Below are 16,401 nucleotides of genomic sequence, written 5' to 3' on the forward strand. Positions count from 1 at the left end.
TGCGGGCGATCGCTCGGCCTGCATGATGGCAATCCGGCGCGCGCCGCTTGCGTTCGCGGCCGGCGCGAAGTGTCATTCGCGGGGGATGGCGGTGTCGAGAGAACCGTGTGAATCGAAGGTATCGAGCGGGTCGATCACCAGGCCCAGCGCATCGGCCAGTTCGTTCGGGGTGCGTAGTATTTCGGCCTCGGGCGGAAACCCGGTTGCCACGTCGTCGGCGCCGAGCCAGACCAGCACGCGCATCCCCGCCGCCACGCCGGCCCGCGCGCCGAGGCGGCTGTCCTCGACGACCACCGCCTCGCCGGGCTGCACGCCGAGCCGCTCGGCGGCGAGCCGATAGCCGTCCGGCGCGGGCTTGCCGGCCGGCACGTCGTGCGCGCAGATCGACACGGCCAGCCAGGCGTCGAGCCCGAGCGCGCCCACGCCGGCATCGAGCGTGCCGCGCCCCGCGTTCGACACCACCGCCTGACGCAGGCCGGCACGCGCCGCCGCGCGGCACAGCGCGAGCGCGCCGCGCCGGGCACGCAGCCGGCCGAGGCTCGCGGCGAACGTCTCGGAGCGGACCCGCGACCACGTCGAGAAATCGAACGCCTGCCCGAAACGCTCGACGCAGAAATCATAGGAAGCGCGCCCCGTCATGCCGCAGGTCGGCGCCTGCAGCGTCTCGTCCGCCGCCACGCCGAAGTGGCGCAGCGCGGCGAGCAGCGATGCGAAGTGCAGCGGCTCGCTGTCGGCGAGCGTGCCGTCCATGTCCCAGAGGATCGCGCGGGCCGCGGGCCGGCGCGGGGGAGGATCGGAAGCGGCAGCGGCCGGGGCCGGCACGGTTGGGTTGTCTTGCATGAAGGCTGGGGATGGGCGAGGAAACACGAGATGACGGCGTGGATTGTAAAGCCCGGCGCGCCACGCACCGGGCCGCCCCGACACCCGTTCCTGACGCTGCCGCGGCCACCCGTGCGCGACGAATCGCCCCTTGTCAATTTTGATTATCGCAAATCCATACAACAATCACGGGTATTCATTTCGCCTTTCCGTACGCCGCCCGGGACGCCGAAAACCCTTGCCAGTCAAGGATTTCGAGCAAATCCAACGAATTCGGGGATGCATCGCAGCTGCTGTCGTTTTTTTTGCACAGTCATGGGATATCAGGGAAATCCATTATGATGGCTCCCACAGCCGCTCAAACAACGATCGTGAACCCCGTCGCCTCTCTCGCAGCCCCCGTCTCGCTGGACCTTCCCGGTACCGGCCCCGTCATCAAGATGCCCTATGTCCGGACGGGCGAAGGCGACCTCGTCGTGTTCGTACACGGCTCGCTCTGCGATTTCCGCTTCTGGCAACCGCAACTGAGCGGCCTCGCGCCGAATTTCGCCTGCATCGCGCCGAGCCTTACGCACTACTGGCCGGCCGAGCCGTCGGACGATCTGCCCACCTTCAGCTGGAGCACGCACGCGGACCAGCTCGGCGCGTTCGTGCGCCAGCTCGACGCCGGCCCGGTCCATCTGGTCGGTCATTCGCGCGGCGGCTCGGTGGCATTCCACATGGCGCTGCGTTTTCCGGAGCTGGTGCGCTCGCTCACGCTCTGCGATCCGGGCGGCGGCCTGACCGGCGTGCCGAACCCGTCCGCGCCCACCGCCTCGCTCGAAACCAAGCGCCTGCGCACGCGCGCCGTGACGCTGATCGCGAACGGCGAAGTGGATGCCGGCCTCGAGCTGTTCGTCGATTCCGTGAGCCGCGCGGGCACCTGGCAGAAGAGCTCGCCGGGCTTCCGCACCATGGCCACCGACAACGCGCGCACGCTGTCGATGCAGCTGCGCGACCCGCTGCCGCCCTATTCGGCGGAACTGGCCGGCCGCATCGCCTGCCCGACGCTGCTGATCGAAGGCGAGAAGAGCCCCGCGATGTTCCGTGAGAACGTCGGCGCGCTCGCCGGCTGGATCGCGAACGCCTCGCGCGTCACGATCGAAGGCGCCTCGCACGGCATGAACCTGGCGCGCCCGAGCGCCTTCAACCGTCACCTGACGGCATTCCTGCAGGGCGTCTGAGCCTGCTGCCGCGGCGGGCCGCTTTGCCCGCCCGGCAAGCATCACGGGCCGCCGCCGAATGCCCGCAGCCGGTCCGGCACGACGGCCCTCGCAGCTCCCCGGCGCCGTCCGCCCCGATCCCCTTCCGCAAACGCGCCGCGCTCAGCCCGCCGCCGGCACCATCTGCTTCGCGCGTTCGAATTCCAGGTAGAAGATCGTGCGCGATTGCGGCGACGCGTTCAGCGCGAAGTGATCGAGCGAGCCGTCGAACACGATCGCGTTGCCCACCCGGTTCTGGTTGAAATGGCCGGCCACGTTCAGGTACGCGAAGCCGCGCTCGCTCGCCGCATCCAGCGTGATATGCATCTGCAGCATGCCCTCGTCATGCAGCTCCGGGTGGCGGTGCGTGTTGAGCAGCGTATTGGGCAGCATGCGTGACAGCGCGCACACCTTGATGCCCGCGATCTCCTTGAGCATCTCGAGCGTCCTCGGCATCCGGCTCGCGGCGAACGGGATCGGCTGGTCGCGCACCACCAGCCCGTATTGCGTCCAGTCGGCGTTGCTCACGCCGCCCTCGCCCCAGCCCTTCAGCCAGCCGTATTCGCCGCCGGCGCGGATGTGCTCCACCGTCTCCGCGTACACCTGCAGGTGCGATTTGCCGACCCGGTCGATCTCGAGCATCGGCGCGTTCAGCTGCTGACATTCATCGCGGATGATCTCCCACTTCGCGGCCAGCGCCGCGAGACGCGGGAACTGCTCGAGCGGGTAGAACGCGGGCCGGCTCGCCGGCTCGGGCGTGTGCTGGCAAAAGGAAGCGGAATGATCATGCATGGGAAGCCTTTCGGTTGAACGGGACCGGCGCGCCGCGGTCGGCGGGCCACGGTATTGAAGCACCCCGCGCGGCGCGCGTCTGTCGGGTGAAACGAGAATCATTATTACTTTCAAATCATGCGCCTGCCAACTGACAGTGGCATGACGCTGCCGGTATTCCGGAGCAAGGCGCCGCGCGGCCCGCGGCTTCGGCCGGAACGGCCGTGAGGGGAACAACGCGGCAGGGGCGCCGGCCCGGCGCGGCGGCCCCCTTCGGGCGCCACGTGGGCATGGCCGCCCGCTTCGGGGCGTCGGATCACCGTCAGATCACCGTCAGATCACGAATAGCAGCGCGGCGAACACCGCGTAGAAGCCGCCCACGCAGGCCAGCAGATGGCGGCTGACCAGCGGCGCGCGAAACACGAACTGCAGGAACACGATCGCGATCGCCGTCATCACGGCCGCGAGGATCGACGGCGGCGCCAGGTGCCACGGCGTGAAGAACAGGCCGAACGCGGTGGGGATGGTGGCCTGGATCATCATCGCGCCGCTGATGTTGGCGAGCGCGAGCCGCTCCTTGCGCTGGCGCACCCAGATCACCGCGTTCATGATCTCGGGCAGCTCGGTCGCGATCGGGCTGAACAGCAGCGCCGTCAGCTGCGGGCTCAGGCCGAGCCACGGCCCCACCGCGCCGATCTGGCCGACGAACAGGTGCGAGGCCGCGAAGATCACCACCAGCGCGCCCAGCGTCTGCAGGATCACCCAGCCGAGCGCCGGATCGGCCGAGCGCGGCCGCAGCATCAGCGGTTCGAGATCGTCGTGGACGGCGCCGTCGCCGTCGGCCGTCAGCTCGCGCCAGCAGTAGAACGCGTAGGCGGCCAGGAACGCGATGCCGAGCAGCGGCTTGAACTGGAACACCACCAGGCCGAGGCCGATCTTGGCGACGAAGATCGCGAGAAACCAGAGCTGGTCGCGGCGCAGCTGCGCCGTGTTCGCGTCGACGCCGGCCTTCGTGACCTGGCCCGCGCGGCGCGCCACGGCCAGCAGCGCGAAGCCCACCACCGCGTAGGCCACGGTGCTCAACGCGAGCGGGCCGCCGATCGCGGCACCCACACCGATCTCCTTGTGCGCCGGCGTCGTGCCGAACGCGACCGCCACCAGCGTGACGACGCTCTCGGGCAGCGCGGTGCCGAACGCGGCGAGGATCGTGCCGGTGGCCGTCTGCGTCAGGTTCAGCTTGCGGCCGAGCCATTCCACGCCGTTCACGAAGGTCTCGCAGGAGAAATAGATGATGCCGGCCGCCGCGAGCAGCAGGGCGAAAGTCACGACCATCGTGCGCACCTCGCCACGACGGCGTCTACCGGGAATGGGGATGTGGGGAACATCTGTTGTTATCTCCAGGGCCGGGCGACGCAACCATGACGCTGCCCTTCGCCCGGCCCGGGTGGAAGGGTAACGTCATAGGTCTCGTCAGGCCGTGGAAACGGCTGCCGGCGCCATGGCCCGGATTCGGCCAAATATGTTGACGACGGCGCTTCGCGTGGGAGGCGAAGCAGACTACTCCCCTAAGACTGCCGCTATTCTAGCCGAACCGCGTGACGGTATCGAATTTTGACGAGACGGCCGCGTCCTTCGCCTGCGTCTCTCCCCGGCAGGTTCGCGCCGCCCCGGCCATGCCGCGCTCGTCATCACGGTCATGACGAACGCGCATGAGCAAGCAGACGACGCCCTTGCGCCACGCCGCCGAGGCCCGCCGCGCCGGCTTCGGCGCGTATCGCGCGGCACCGCGCCGGGGCCGGCCGGCGCGCATGCCTGTGCTATCGTCGCCGCATCTTCTCGACGGGGAACTTGGGCGATGCCGGGATTCGACGAACGCGTGCTGAACGGCATGAGCATCTTCGTGGCGGTGGTGGAAGCGGGCAGCTTCGCGGCCGCCGCCGAGCATCTCGACATGTCGCAGCCGGGCGTGAGCCGCGCGATTGCACGGCTCGAAACCCGGCTCGGCATCCGCCTGTTCGATCGCACCACGCGCGCGGTCTCGCTGACCGACGAGGGGCGGCGCTTCCACCGGCAGATCACGCCGCTGCTCGCGGGACTCGAGGACGCCGCCGCCACGGCCTCGGGCAGCGCCACCGCCGTGCGCGGCCGGCTGCGCGTGAACCTCGACCCGTTCTTCTCGCGGTTGATGCTCGGCCCGCGCCTCGAGGCGTTCCTCGCGCACCACCCCGAGCTGACGCTCGAACTCGTCACGCGCGACCAGCTCGGCGACATGGTGGTGGACGGCTTCGATCTGGCGATCCGCTTCGGCGTGCCGCGCGATTCGGCGATGCGCGCGCGCAAGCTGCTCGACACGCGCATCCTGACCGTCGCCGCGCCCGCCTATCTCGCGCGTCGCGGCCGGCCGCTGCATCCGCGCGAACTCGGCGAGGGCGGCCATACCTGCATCGACTATCGCGATCCCGAGACGGGCCGGCCGTTCAAGTGGGAATTCCATCGCAAGACGCAGCGCGTGAGCGTCGAGACGCGGGGCCGGCTGATCGTCAACGAGGTCGGCACGATGCTGAGCGCCTGCGTGGCCGGCTACGGCATCGCGCAGGTGATGGCGCTCGGCACCGAGCCGCTGCTCGCCGACGGCCAGCTCGTCGAGCTGTTCCCGGACTGGCCCGACGAACGCTTTCCGCTCCACGCGCTGTACCTGAGCGCGAACCATCCGCCCGCCAAGACGCGCGCGTTCCTCGACTTCGTCGTGTCGCTGACGGACGGCGCCGGGGCGGCCGTCGCGCCGGCACGCAAGACGAAGGCGCGCCAATAGCGCGGGCCGCCGCGATCTCCGCATGAGGCAGGAGGCACGATGCGTGGCATCGTGCCGGCGCGCGGCACGCCCGGCGCTCAGTCCGGCAGCGCGATGCCCGACAGCCGCTCGCATTCGGCGAGCAGCCGCTCCTGCAGCGCGGTGTCCCGCGTGGCCGGATCGGGCTGGCGCGGCTTCATGTGAAAGAAGTACTGCGCGCTCACGCGCGCGCCGGCGTCGTCGCTCGCGGCGAGCCAGGCCTGCGTGCGATGCGCCTGGTCGAGATCGTCGGGCGCGCCGGGGCCGCCCATCCGCGTCGGCACCCAGCCCGGCTCTAGCGCGTTCGACAGCACCTCGGGCCAGCGGCGCGCCACCGCGAACGCGAGCAGCACGTCGTGGAGCTTGCTCTCGGCATAGGCCTCGGCGCCGCTCCAGCGCCGGCGCGTCCAGGCCAGATCGTCGAGCGCGGCGCGCGTGCCGCGATGCATGCCGGAGCTGAGATAGACGAGGCGCCCGGGCCGCTGCATCAGCGCCGTCAGCACATAGGGCGCGAGTACGTTGACCGCGAATACGTGAGGCAGGCCGTCCGCGGTCTCGATGCGCGGCTCGCGGTAGCCCACGGCGACGTTGTGGATCACCGCGTCGAACCGGCCCAGCGCGTTCGCCTGCCCGGCCACCTCGCGCATCGCCCGCAGCGTGGCGAGATCGCCCGTCACGACCGCGTCGGCGCCGGGCAGGCACTGGCGCACGTGCTCGGCGCGCCCGGCGTCGCGCGCGTGCAGCACGACGCGATGGCCGCCTTCGAGCAGCAGTTGCGCCGCCATCAGCCCGAGGCCGTCCGTCGATCCCGTGATGAAAACCCGTGCCATGTCGATCTCCGGTTGTGGATCCGCTCACCGGATCCGGTGGTGCGAAATGATAGGGGCGGGAAGGCTTGCGGCGTGCGGCAACGCTCGCACGCAAGGCTCGCACCCGATGCCCCTGACGTGTCATCGACGGCTTCATCGCCGCGCCGCGCGACGGGCGGCCCCGGGCCCGGCGCACGCGATTCCGGGTTCGCCGGCGATCAGCGCGGCGGCCGCCGCCAGCAGCACGCCGAGTCCGGCCACGGCGGGCCAGCCGGGCGCGAGCGCGGCCGAGGCCAGCGCGGAGCCGAGCGCGCCACCGAAAAAGAACATCGCGATGTAGAGGCTGTTGAGCCGGTTGTGCGCGGCCGCGTCGAGCGACAGCACGGTGCGCTGCGCGATCACATGGCAGACCTGGACGCCGGCGTCGATCATCAGCGCCGCGACGACCCACGCCGCCAGATTCGGCACCAGCGTCAGCGCGAAGCCGGCCGCCACCAGCGCGATGCCGAGCGCGCGCAGCGCGACGCCGCGCCCCCGGTCGGCCGCGCGCCCGGCCAGCGGCGCCGCGAGCGCGCCGGCGGCGCCCGCCAGCGCGAACAGCGCGAGCCCGTCGGGCGAGAGGCCGAAGCGCCGCGACAGCGTGAGCGGCGCCGCGCCCCAGAACAGGCTGAACGCGCCGAACAGGCACGCCTGCACCGCGCCGAGCCGGCGCAGCGGCGCGTGCCGGCGCAGCAGCCCGTGCAGCGAGCCGAGCGCCTGCCGGTACGGCGTGGGCGCGGCCGGTGCATGCCGGGGCAGCACGCGCGCCAGCAGCAGGCCGAGCGCGGCCAGCACGAGCGCGGCAGCCACGTACAGCGCGCGCCAGCCGGCCTGCGCAGCGACCACGCTCGCGGCCGGGCGCGCCAGCATGATGCCGGCGAGCAGGCCGCTCGTGACCTTGCCCACCACGCGGCCGCGCGAGTCGGCACCGGCCATCCGTGCGGCCAGCGGCACCAGCATCTGCACCAGCGTGCAGCCGAGCCCGATCGCGAACGCGGCGGCCAGCAAGGCCACGCCGCCGGTGGCGCGCGCCATGGCCAGCAGCGCTGCGCAGAGCCCGCCGAGCGTGAGCAGCACCAGCCGGCGATTCTCGACGCAGTCGCCGAGCGGCGCGAGCACCAGCAGGCCCACGCAATAACCGAACTGGCTGGACGTGATGATCCAGCTTGCGGCCCAGGCCGGCAGCCCTACGTCGCGCGCGATCGTGGCAAGCAGTGGCTGCGCGAAATAGCTGCTCGCGGCCACCAGGCCGCAACTGAACGCCATCAGCAGCACGATTGCCGCGGACGGCGTGGCGAGGGCGTTCGGATCGTGGGACATGGCGCGGCTCCTGTCGGTCAACAGGCACCGATTGTCCGCGGGCAGGCCGCCGCCGACGATGCCGTCGGCGTCATGGCGGTGATGCATGCGCCGCATGAGTACCGGCCGGCTCGCGTGCGGCATGGGACGCGCGAGATTGATGACATCGCGGCATCGGCCCGATGCGCCCTCGGCCATTCATCTTCGGTAGGTCATTCGCGACAATGCACTCACAGCAACGTCGTTCGTTTTCCTCAACGTCATCGGAGCCTTGCCATGCATCGCACTTCCCTGTTCCTGCTCGTCTCGATCGCCCTGTCGGCCTCCGCACTTGCCGAATCGCAGGCTGCACCGCCCTCCCCCGTCACGCGCGCCGAGGTGCGCGAGCAACTGGTGCAACTCGAAAGCGTCGGATATCGCCCGGCGCGCAACGACGTGCATTACCCGGACTCGCTGCAGGCCGCTGAAACGAAGCTCGATGCCGCCACGTCGGGCGTCGGCGGCACGGGCGCGGCGCGCGCCGAAGCGGGTTCATCGAAGCGCGTCGCGAATGCCGGTAATGCATCGCCCTATGCGCATCACTGAGTCGGAACGGCTGACGGATGCCGTCGGGCGCCATCATGACGATCGCGCGATTTCCTCCTTGAAGGATGCCGTGCCCGACGGTGAACTCAAGGCCCCCGGCGGAACCGGCCCGGCCCGACGCCATGGCAGCGCGAGAACGCGCGGTTGAACGCGGCTTCCAACTGGTATCCCACGCGCTCGCCGATCTCGCCGACGCTGCGGTGGCTCTGCTTCAGCCATTGCGCGGCCTGCGCCATCCGGATCGACAGCAGCAGATTGGCGGGCGTAGTGCCCGCCTTCGCGCGGAACGTGCGCACGAAGGTGGTCCGCGACATGCCCGAGACCTGCGCCAGCTGTTCCAGCGTCCAGGCACGGCCCGGCTCGGCCAGCATGGCGTGCAGCGCATGATTCAGCTTGCGGTCGGCCAGCAATGAAAACAGGCCGGGCAGCGCCCCGGCCTGCTTGAGCCAGGCTCGCAGCAGCCGCAGCAGCAACGCCGAGGCGAGATGCGAAACGACCGCGTTGGCGCCGAGCCCCGGCTCACCGGTTTCCTCGAGCAGCAGCCTGACGAGCGACTGGAAGGCCTCGAACTCGGCGAGCCCCGCGGTGCGCACCAGCACGACGTCCGGCAGCGCGTCGATCAGCGTGCGCGAATGCGCGGCATCGAAGTGGAATTGCCCGCAGAGGATGTCAGCCGTCGCGTCCGTCGCGAACGGTGCCCCGGCCATCGGCGTTTGCCCGTCCCGCTCCAGCACGGAGAATCGATGCGCATGGCCGCGCGGGAACACGACCGCATCGCCGGCACGAAGCGCCAGCGGCGCCCGTCCGTCGATCTCGACCCTTGCCGCCCCCGCCACCACCAGATGATAGGGGGCGACCTGCGCATCCGTGGCCGGATGCGCCATGCGTTGCGGCGCATGGAGAAGACAGCGGGTGTCCAGCGCCGTTCGCACCGGGTGCAGCAGCAGAAGCTGGCTCAGGGCATCTGGTGGGACCACGACGATTCCATCCCGTCAATCAGGCTCGAAGTCTCGCTATGGTACGGCACGCCACGCGCGAGCCCGCGCAACGTGTCGTGCCGTCGGTGCCTCAAGCGGCCGGTTCCCGGTCGGCCGCGGCGTCCGTGATCGACGCCGCCTCCCGCTGCCCCGGTTCCGACGCGGGCAGGCCGCGGATATGCGGGGTGGGCTTGCCGTGCGCGGCCAGGCTGAACAGGTCGGGCCGCGAATAATGCCCGACCGAATCCCTGCCGCGCTTGGCGCTGGTGATCTCGGCGAAATCCAGGTCCGCGATCAGGATGCCCTCCCCCTCGAGCAACGGCGGCACCACGTGCTGGCCGTCCGGGCCGATGATCGCGGTCATGCAGCCGCCGCTCAGGACCGCCTGCATCTCGGCGTCGTTCGTGATGCTGGCGCGCTGCGCGTCGCTGAGCCACGAGGTGGCGTTCACGACGAAGCAGCCGCTCTCCAGCGCGTGATTCATCAGCTGGGTTTCGGTCTGCTTGCCGAACAGCGGGCCGAACAGCGAGCCGATGTAGGTCGAGATATGAATTTCCTCTTGCTGGGCCATCAGGGAAAAACGCGCGAGCGGATTGTAGTGTTCCCAGCAGGTCAACGCGCCGAGGCGCCCGGCGGCGCTGTCCACGACCTTGATGCTGGTCCCATCGCCTTGGGCCCAGATCAAGCGCTCGTGCGGCGCCGGCGAAATCTTCCGGTGCTTCTGGATCAGCACGCCGTCCACGTCGAACACGAGCTGCGTGTTGTAGAGCGAACCGTGCTCGCGTTCGGTGACGCCCACCGCGAGCACGATCCGGTGCCGGCGGGCGACCTCGCTCAAGGCCTCGGTGACCGGCCCCGGGACCAGCACCGCGTTGTCGTAGAGCCGGTTCTGCTCGGCGCCCATCAGCGAGGGCGGCAGCACCGCCGAGAAGTACGGATAGTACGGAATGAACGCCTCCGGAAACACGACCAGCCGGGCGCCCTTGGCCGCGGCCTCGGCGACCGCGTCGTGTACGCGACGCACGGTAGCCTCGGTGGTGTTCAGGTCGGGGGCATATTGGACCGCGGCGACGCGGACAGTCCGGGATTTCGAGGGCTTCTGGATCATGGGGAACGGGTTCCTGGGGAAATGACGGTGTATCGGTCAAAGGTCGCCCGCCGTCGGACCGGGGGGCCGCACGGACGATCGCTGCGAGAAGGTGGCACCGCGACGGGCGCCATCCCTGCGAGCAGTCTAGGCATGCCGGCTTCATCTCCCCATGCCCCGGCGAGTCGTTCTCTTGTTCGATCGGACCGATGTTTCCGTGCGCGATTCCGGCTTGCGTCGGCGGCGCCGGAAGGAATACACCGATATCGACTGACACACGCGAATACGGATATAACAAAATAATCGATTTCACGTAAACGCGGATATATCGAATGACCGAGATTTATTGAAACGCATCGTTGAGTACGATTGCCGCTCTGCAAATTCGCGATGCATTTCATGATGTCGTCCGAAATCACCCTGCAATCTGTTTCAGGCGATCAATCCGCCGATGCGCCCGTGCATCAGCCTCCCGGCCTCGATGAGTTCATCGACGGCGTTCGCCTGGCATTTCAGGGTGGCGGCGCAAAAGGCATCGTCCACATCGGCGCGCTGATGGCCGTCGAGGAACTGAAGCTGCCCATCGAAGCCGTTGCCGGCACCTCGGCCGGCGCGATGGTGGCCGTATTGATCGCGGCGGGTTACACGTCGCAGGAATTGCTGGACCCCGCTGCGAAGACGCATATCCTGCAGCAGTTTCGCGCTGAAGGTTACGATAAAGCCCCCGCGTTGTTCAGCACGGCAGGCTGGGCAACGATCTCCCTCTTTCGCGGGATCAAAAAGCGATGGATGCCGATTACTGGATTATTGGCTTGCATGATTGCCGGCGCCCTTGTGCTCGACGTATTTCATCCGGGCTGGATAATCGGCTTCGGTTTGGTCGCGGCACTGTTGACGGCCGCCATCGGACTTTGGTTTCTCCATGGCATCACCACCGTGAAACCCATTCGGGATCTGGTCGACCTCGCGATCCGGCTGAAACTCGCGGAGCGGAGCGAAAAACCGCGGGACGAAATCCCTGGCAATCTCACGTTCGAGGACCTATATAGCGCGATCCTGCCCGGCAAGGGCGACATGACTGCGGTTGATCGAGCGCGGCACAGGTCAGCCGGACCGGGCGAACCGAGTCGATCGACTGTGACCGACGCATTCAGGAAACCGGTTGCCGCAAACGGCAACCGGACCCGCCGCCGATCGATCAAGCCAATGAGCAATCCGAAGCGGCACGGCAGGAAACGCAAACCGGCCAGGTAAAAGTGGTTGCGTAATCCGTAAGACATTCAACAAAAAAGGACCCGCGGGTCCTTTTTTGTTGGCGCCGGCACTCACGAGAGCCGTGCTCGACGGCCCTTCCACCATGAAAACAATGGTAGCTGTCCTTAGCGATCGCCAACCAGCCCCTTCAGCACCTCCGCCAGCTCCGTCGGCGCGATCCGGTGTTCCGTGCCACTGCGCTCGAAATCGATCCAGCCTTCGTTGAAGCCGTCCACCATCCGCGCGCGCGGCAGCGGATGCTGCATGCCCTGCGAGCGGAACAGCGCCTCCCAGGTCTCGCGCGGCACCGGCTGCACGGTCACGTCATGGCCGAGCGCGGCCGCGAACCCGGCGGCGATGTCGTTCGCGCTGTAGCGGCGCGGGCCTTCGAGTTCGACCACGCGCGTGCCGGTCCAGGGCTCGCGCAACAGCGCGGCGGCGGTGCGGCCGATGTCGGCGGTCGCGACCATCGGGATCGGATGATCGAGCGGCTGCAGGAACGACGGCAGCGTGCCGCTGCGCGCCGCATCCACGTCCCATGCCGCGTTCTCCATGAACCACGCGGCGCGCAGCAGGCACACCGGCAGGTCGAGCGTGCGCAGCATCGCCTCGGTCATCCTCGAATTGTTCAGCAGGTTCGGCTCGGCCACCTGCGCGCCCACCGTCGACAGGAACAGCAGCCGGCCGGGCCGCGCGGCCTCGACGGCCTGTCTGACGGCCGCGCAATGCGCCACGGTCTCGGGAAAGCCCGGCGCCGGATCGTAGTTCGGCGGCGTCATCAGGAACACGCCCGCGGCGCCGCTGAACGCCTTGGTCAGCGCGCCGGCATCGCCGATTTCCGCCACCGCCACCTCGCAGCCGCGCGCCGCCCAGCTCGCGCCCTTCGCCGCGTCGCGCACCACCGCGCGCACCGGCAGCCCCGCCGCTAGCAGCGCGCGCGCCACTTCCCCACCCACCTTGCCGGTCACACCCATCACTGCATACATCGTCGTTTCCTCCGGATCGCTGACTTCGTTCGAGATCGGCCCGAACCGCCGCCTGCCGTCACCGGCAGCGCGGCGCGCTCGACCACTGCGTGCAGGCTACGCCGCGAGGCCGCGCCGACGAATGGCCGCGACGTCAATACATCGATGACGTTTCGTCATGGGTCGGAGGATGAGATGCACGGAAAAGCAAGGCGCCGCCGATCGAGGGCGGCGGGCGGTCCGGGAGATGAAGGAAAGCGCGGTGCAAGACGCCGGGCCGGCATGCTACGCGCGCGGCGGCTCCGCGTCGGGCTGCACCGACGGCTCGGCGCGCGCGAAGGCCGGCAGCGCCGCCGCATGTTCATACAGGCGCATGAGCGTCGGGTAGGCATCGAGCGGCACCGCGAAGCGCTTCGCGTTCCACACCTGCGGCACGAGGCAGAGGTCGGCCAGCCCCGGCGTGTCGCCGAACACGCAGCGGCCCACGCGCGGGTCGGTGGCGAGCTTCTGTTCGAGCGAGGCGAAGCCGAGCCCGATCCAGTGCGCGTACCAGGCGCTTTTCTGCGCGTCGCTGACGCCGAGCGTCGTCTTCAGGTAGCTCAGCACGCGCAGGTTGTTGGGCGGATGGATCTCGCAGGCGATCTGCAGCGCGACCGCGCGCACGTAGGCGCGATCGGCCGGCGCCGCCGGCAGCAGCGGCGGCTGCGGAACGCACTCGTCGAGGTATTCGACGATCGCGAGCGACTGCGCGAGCGGCGGCCCGTCGCCGTCGACGAACGCGGGCACCACGCCGTCGGGCTGGATCCGCCGGTACGCCTCGCCCAGCTGCTCGCCGCCGCCGCGCAGCAGATGCACGGGAACCTGCCGGTAGTCGATGCCCTTCAGGTTCAGCGCGATGCGCACGCGGTACGACGCCGAGCTGCGGAAATAGCTGTAGAGCGTGGGCTCAGTCATCGCGCGCCCCGCCTTCTCCGGTGTCCGTCAACGCCGGCAGGATCGTGCCGGCGCAGCTGCCGAAGCCGATGCGATAGCCGTCGCCCTGGCAATGGCCGCGCAGCGTCAGCGTATCGCCGTCCTCGATGAAGCCGCGCGTGCCGCCGCCCGTCAGCGCGATCGGCTCCTTGCCGCCCCAGGTCAGTTCCAGCAGGCTACCGCAGGCGCCCCTGTCCGGCCCGCTGACGGTGCCCGAGCCCATCAGGTCGCCCACCCGCGTGTTGCAGCCCGACACGGTGTGATGCGCGAGCTGCTGCGCCATGGTCCAGTACATGTGCCGGAAGCTGGTGCGCGTGAGCGTGGTGGCCTCGGCCGCGCCATGCGGCTGCAGCGTCACGTCGAGCTCGATGTCGAAGCCGTGCTCGCCGGCGTGGCGCAGGTACGGCAGCGGCAGCGGATCCTGCTTCGGCTGCGCCACGCGGAACGGTTCGAGCGCGTCGAGCGTGACGATCCACGGCGAGATGGTGGTGGCGAAGCCCTTCGCGTTGAACGGCCCGAGCGGCACGTACTCCCATTGCTGGATGTCGCGGGCGCTCCAGTCGTTGAGCAGCACCATGCCGAAGATGTGCGCCTCGGCGGCCTCGCAGGCGATCGGCTCGCCGAGCGCGTTGCCGCGCCCGATGATGAAGCCGGTCTCGAGTTCGATGTCGAGCCGGCGGCTCGCGCCGAACACCGGCCGCGCCTGGTCGGGCAGCTTGAGCTGGCCGCGCGGCCGGCGCACCGGCGTGCCGCTCACCACCACCGACGAGGCGCGCCCGTTGTAGCCGATCGGCATCTCCGACCAGTTCGGCAGCAGCGCATGCTTCGGATCGCGAAACATCATGCCGACATTGGTCGCATGTTCCTTCGACGAATAGAAATCGGTGTAGCCGGGAATCTCCACGGGCAGGTGCAGCGTGGCGCCGGCCAGCGGCACGAGTACCGCCTCGCGCAGCGCGGCGTCGTCGCGCAGCCGTGCGTTGTCGCGCGCGAACAGCGCGCTCAGCTGCACGCGCACCGCGCGCCATGCCTCGCGCCCGAGCGCGATGAACGCGTTCAGCGTGGGCTGCGCGAACACCTCGCGCGCGCCAGCGCCGGGTACGGCGAGCAGCCCGGCCTCGGCCAGCGCCGCCAGATCGACGATGCATTCGCCGAGCGCCACGCCGGCGCGCGGCGCCGGGCGGCCCGCGGCGCCGAAGAGGCTGAAGATGCCGAAGGGCAGGTTCTGGATCGGGAAATCGCAGTCCGCGTGGTTGGCGCTGTCGAGCCAGCTGCGCAGCGCGGGCGAGCGCGTCGCGTCGAGATCGGTGACGGGCGTCATCGTTGCTCCGGGTTGAAGTGCTTGGCGAGGTCCTGCCAGCAGCGCGCGTAGTCGGCCTGCCGCTGCGGGCCGGCCAGCGCGAAGCGGGTGGGCCGCAGCAGCGTGCGCGTCTCGAACATGAACGCCATGGTGTCGTCGAGCTTGTGCGGCGCCGAGGTGTCGGCCGCCGACGCCTTCTCGAACGTGCCGGCGTCCGGCCCGTGTCCGGCCATGCAGTTGTGCAGGCTCGCGCCGCCCGGCACGAAGCCGGCCGCCTTCGCGTCGTAGGCGCCGTGGACCAGGCCCATGAACTCGCTCGCCACGTTGCGGTGGAACCAGGGCGGGCGGAACGTGGCCTCGGCCGCGAGCCAGCGCGGCGGGAAGATCACGAAGTCGAGCGTGTCCACGCCGGGCGTGTCGCTCGGCGCCTGCAGCACGAGGAAGATCGACGGATCGGGATGGTCGTAGCTGATCGAGCCGATCGTGTTGAAGCGCCGCAGGTCGTAGCGGTACGGCGCGTAGTTGCCGTGCCAGGCCACCACGTCGAGCGGCGAATGGCCGATCGGCGCGCGCCAGAGCCGGCCGTTCAGCTTGGCCACCAGTTCGAACTCGCCTTCGCGATCCTCGTAGGCCGCGTGCGGCGTTTCGAAATCGCGCGGGTTCGCGAGGCCGTTCGAGCCGATCGGCCCGAGGTCGGGCAGCTGCAGCGGCTGGCCGAAGTTCTCGCAGAGATAGCCGCGCGCCTCGCCGTCGGGCAGCGCCACGCTGAAGCGCACGCCGCGCGGGATCACGGCGATCTGCTGCGGCTCGAGGTCGAGCCGGCCCAGCTCGGTGGCGATCGCGAGGCGCCCCTGCTGCGGCACGATCAGCAGTTCGCCGTCGGCGTTGTAGAAGAAGCGGTCCTGCATCGACCGGTTCGCGGCGTACAGGTGAATCGCGCAGCCGTTCATCGCGGCCGCCGAGCCGTTGCCGGCCATCGTCACCCAGCCGTCGAGGAAATCGGTCGGCTCGGTCGGGACCGGCAGCGGATCCCAGCGCAACGGGTCGGGCGGCGTGGGCGGCACCTCGGCCGATTCGGCGAAATCGGCCACCAGCGCCGCGAGCCCGGCCCGGGCGCGCGGCCGGTCGAGCCGCGTAAACGGCCCGTGCGTCGCAGCCGGGCGAATCCGGTACAGCCAGCTTCGGCGGTTATGGGCGCGCGGCGCCGTGAACGCGGTGCCGGACAGCTGCTCGGCATAGAGCCCGTAGGGCACGCGCTGCGGCGAGTTGCGTCCCTCGGGCAGCGCGCCCGGCAGCGCCTCGGTGGCGAAATGGTTCGCGAAGCCGCACTGGTAGCCGGCGCGGCCGGCCGGCTCGATCTCGGGCTTCATCTCGCGGCTCCGGCCGGGCGGCCCGGGCGCGCGGCGCGGCGCCGGGTTCGGGGCAGCCAGGCGTCGCAACGCCGCCGCCGATC

Annotated in this window: 15 protein-coding genes and 1 riboswitch; of the genes, 4 read left to right on the plus strand and 11 right to left on the minus strand. The window is 69.8% G+C overall.

Features of this window, described 5'->3' with window-relative positions:
- Positions 1 to 72: 72 nt before the first annotated feature.
- Entirely contained in the window at positions 73 to 840 is a 768-nt protein-coding gene (locus BpN12_RS12035; protein WP_246792815.1) for an HAD family hydrolase, read from the minus strand.
- Between the two features lie 350 nt (positions 841 to 1,190).
- Between BpN12_RS12035 and BpN12_RS12040 the strand changes: the two genes are divergently transcribed.
- Positions 1,191 to 2,042: an alpha/beta fold hydrolase gene (locus tag BpN12_RS12040; RefSeq protein ID WP_246792816.1), complete on the plus strand. Its 852-nt coding sequence runs from the start codon at positions 1,191 to 1,193 to the stop codon at positions 2,040 to 2,042.
- Between the two features lie 141 nt (positions 2,043 to 2,183).
- Here BpN12_RS12040 and BpN12_RS12045 read toward each other — a convergent pair whose 3' ends face one another.
- Positions 2,184 to 2,852 (minus strand): aspartyl/asparaginyl beta-hydroxylase domain-containing protein, encoded by a 669-nt coding sequence (locus tag BpN12_RS12045; protein ID WP_246792817.1) that lies wholly within the window; start codon positions 2,850 to 2,852, stop codon positions 2,184 to 2,186.
- A gap of 312 nt (positions 2,853 to 3,164) precedes the next feature.
- A complete protein-coding gene (locus tag BpN12_RS12050; protein ID WP_246792818.1) occupies positions 3,165 to 4,163 on the minus strand; it encodes a sodium:calcium antiporter in 999 nt (332 codons plus the stop codon).
- A 67-nt stretch (positions 4,164 to 4,230) separates the two neighbouring features.
- Positions 4,231 to 4,409: riboswitch (yybP-ykoY riboswitch) on the minus strand.
- Between the two features lie 277 nt (positions 4,410 to 4,686).
- On the opposite strand from BpN12_RS12050, the gene BpN12_RS12055 reads away from it, so the two are divergent.
- Positions 4,687 to 5,643: a LysR family transcriptional regulator gene (locus BpN12_RS12055; RefSeq protein ID WP_246792819.1), complete on the plus strand. Its 957-nt coding sequence runs from the start codon at positions 4,687 to 4,689 to the stop codon at positions 5,641 to 5,643.
- 77 nt (positions 5,644 to 5,720) lie between these two features.
- On the opposite strand, the gene BpN12_RS12060 is transcribed toward BpN12_RS12055, so the two are convergent.
- The gene (locus tag BpN12_RS12060; RefSeq protein ID WP_246792820.1) at positions 5,721 to 6,491 is read right to left on the minus strand and encodes an SDR family NAD(P)-dependent oxidoreductase; all 771 of its coding nucleotides are present in this window, start codon (positions 6,489 to 6,491) and stop codon (positions 5,721 to 5,723) included.
- A gap of 132 nt (positions 6,492 to 6,623) precedes the next feature.
- On the minus strand, positions 6,624 to 7,829 hold the full coding sequence (locus tag BpN12_RS12065; protein ID WP_246792821.1) for an MFS transporter: 1,206 nt from the start codon (positions 7,827 to 7,829) through the stop codon (positions 6,624 to 6,626).
- A gap of 255 nt (positions 7,830 to 8,084) precedes the next feature.
- Between BpN12_RS12065 and BpN12_RS12070 the strand changes: the two genes are divergently transcribed.
- Positions 8,085 to 8,393: a DUF4148 domain-containing protein gene (locus tag BpN12_RS12070; RefSeq protein ID WP_246792822.1), complete on the plus strand. Its 309-nt coding sequence runs from the start codon at positions 8,085 to 8,087 to the stop codon at positions 8,391 to 8,393.
- Between the two features lie 86 nt (positions 8,394 to 8,479).
- Here the strand turns inward: BpN12_RS12070 and BpN12_RS12075 are convergent, their stop codons facing one another.
- A complete protein-coding gene (locus BpN12_RS12075; RefSeq protein ID WP_246792823.1) occupies positions 8,480 to 9,370 on the minus strand; it encodes an AraC family transcriptional regulator in 891 nt (296 codons plus the stop codon).
- Between the two features lie 91 nt (positions 9,371 to 9,461).
- Complete coding sequence (locus tag BpN12_RS12080; RefSeq protein WP_246792824.1) at positions 9,462 to 10,478, minus strand: nitrilase-related carbon-nitrogen hydrolase; 1,017 nt, start codon at positions 10,476 to 10,478, stop codon at positions 9,462 to 9,464.
- Positions 10,479 to 10,856: 378 nt separating this feature from the next.
- Here BpN12_RS12080 and BpN12_RS12085 point away from each other — a divergent pair, with 378 nt between their 5' ends.
- On the plus strand, positions 10,857 to 11,711 hold the full coding sequence (locus BpN12_RS12085; RefSeq protein WP_246792825.1) for a patatin-like phospholipase family protein: 855 nt from the start codon (positions 10,857 to 10,859) through the stop codon (positions 11,709 to 11,711).
- A gap of 125 nt (positions 11,712 to 11,836) precedes the next feature.
- Here BpN12_RS12085 and BpN12_RS12090 read toward each other — a convergent pair whose 3' ends face one another.
- From BpN12_RS12090 to hmgA, 4 genes are all read right to left on the minus strand, one after another.
- A complete protein-coding gene (locus BpN12_RS12090) occupies positions 11,837 to 12,697 on the minus strand; it encodes an NmrA family NAD(P)-binding protein (protein ID WP_246792826.1) in 861 nt (286 codons plus the stop codon).
- Positions 12,698 to 12,961: 264 nt separating this feature from the next.
- A complete protein-coding gene (gene maiA, locus BpN12_RS12095; RefSeq protein ID WP_246792827.1) occupies positions 12,962 to 13,630 on the minus strand; it encodes a maleylacetoacetate isomerase in 669 nt (222 codons plus the stop codon).
- Positions 13,623 to 14,969 carry a fumarylacetoacetase gene (gene fahA, locus BpN12_RS12100; protein ID WP_246792828.1) on the minus strand — a complete coding sequence of 449 codons (1,347 nt, stop codon included), beginning with the start codon at positions 14,967 to 14,969 and terminating at the stop codon, positions 13,623 to 13,625. The genes maiA and fahA overlap by 8 nt, the downstream gene beginning before the upstream one ends.
- The gene (gene hmgA, locus BpN12_RS12105; protein WP_246792829.1) at positions 14,966 to 16,318 is read right to left on the minus strand and encodes a homogentisate 1,2-dioxygenase; all 1,353 of its coding nucleotides are present in this window, start codon (positions 16,316 to 16,318) and stop codon (positions 14,966 to 14,968) included. Before hmgA ends, fahA begins: the two co-directional genes overlap by 4 nt.
- Between the last annotated feature and the right edge of the window lie 83 nt (positions 16,319 to 16,401).

Source organism: Burkholderia perseverans (assembly GCF_022870505.1).
GTDB lineage: Bacteria > Pseudomonadota > Gammaproteobacteria > Burkholderiales > Burkholderiaceae > Burkholderia > Burkholderia plantarii.